This window comes from Streptomyces sparsus (assembly GCF_054776295.1).
Genome location: NZ_BAAHCA010001285.1, coordinates 1 through 1083, shown reverse-complemented (window position 1 = coordinate 1083; position 1083 = coordinate 1). Strand labels below are relative to the sequence as shown.

2 protein-coding genes are annotated in these 1083 nt (G+C 76.5%); both read right to left on the bottom strand.

Translation table 11 applies throughout. The features are described from left to right. Positions 1-25 precede the first annotated feature (25 nt). Positions 26-445, bottom strand: coding sequence for an Asp23/Gls24 family envelope stress response protein (locus ACYVE9_RS27935; protein ID WP_461030676.1), 420 nt, complete (start codon positions 443-445; stop codon positions 26-28). Further along, a partial coding sequence (locus tag ACYVE9_RS27930) for an Asp23/Gls24 family envelope stress response protein (protein ID WP_461030675.1) occupies positions 442-1083 on the bottom strand: 642 nt, incomplete at its 5' end. The genes ACYVE9_RS27930 and ACYVE9_RS27935, both read right to left, overlap by 4 nt.

Here is a 1083-nt window from a genome sequence, read left to right as displayed (position 1 = left end):
CCCGCCGCCCGCTTCACGCCCGCCTCTACATCAGGCCGGTGACGGTGACGGACACCCGGACCCGCCCGCCGGAGGCGCCGCCGTGCCCCTCGGAACCGTGCCCGTCGGACGGCTCGGACCCGTCGGACGGCAGCGCGGCGCGTACCGCCGACTCCACGGCGCTCCGCACCGCCCGGCTGACGTCGAGTGCGCGGTTGCCCCGGTGGACGGCGAGGCGGACGTCGACCTCCACCTCCCAACCGGAGCCGCCCGTCGCCCGGTGGACGTGGACGCTCGGCATGCCCTGCGTGCTGCCCTCGCGGCCGGCCAGCCGGGAACCGGCGCGCAGGACCGTCACCAGGTCGGAGCGCAGCACGGCGACGCCCGGGGTGTCCCGGGCGGCGTCGGCCGCCGCTTCGGTCAGGCGCTGCCTGAGGTCGCGCAGCTGTTGGTCCGTCACCTTCATGCGTCCTCCGGCCCGTCGAGCAGATCGATCACAACCACGTCCACGGCCTCGACCTCCATGCCCAGCTCCTCCTCCGCCGCGGTGCGCACGCGTTCCCGGACGGCGTCGGCGATCCCCGGCACCGGACGCTCGGGGTCCAGCACGGCGGACACCTCCAGCCGGACCCGGACCGGCTCCCGCGGCAACCGTCCGCCGGGCCGCAGGGAGAGCCGTCCCGGGCTGTGCATCGGCGTGACGCGGCAGCTGCCGGCCTGTACGCCCGGCACCCGTTGGGCCGCCGTCCGGAACGTCCTGGCAGCGGCGGTCTCGATGATCCAGGCGTCGTCGCTCTCGGTGCCCAGCGGCACCGCGGGGCCGGGGCGGAGTTCGGTGCGGACGATGTCCATGACCCGGGAGGTGATGCGGGACGCGGCGCCCGCGGAGTCCTCGGCGGTGGAGCGCTGTTCGGCGGCGATCTCCTGCCGCACGTACTCGTCGAGCATGCGCAGCTCGGCCAGCGCCGCCCGGCAGTGCGGGCAGGTCTCGTAGTGCGGGTCGTCGGACGTCCCCGGGCGCGCCTCGCCGTGCGGGTCGGCCGGGGCGGGGCCGTCCTCCCACACCTCGTCCAGGCTGCGGCCGCAGGGCAGCCGCTCGGCCTC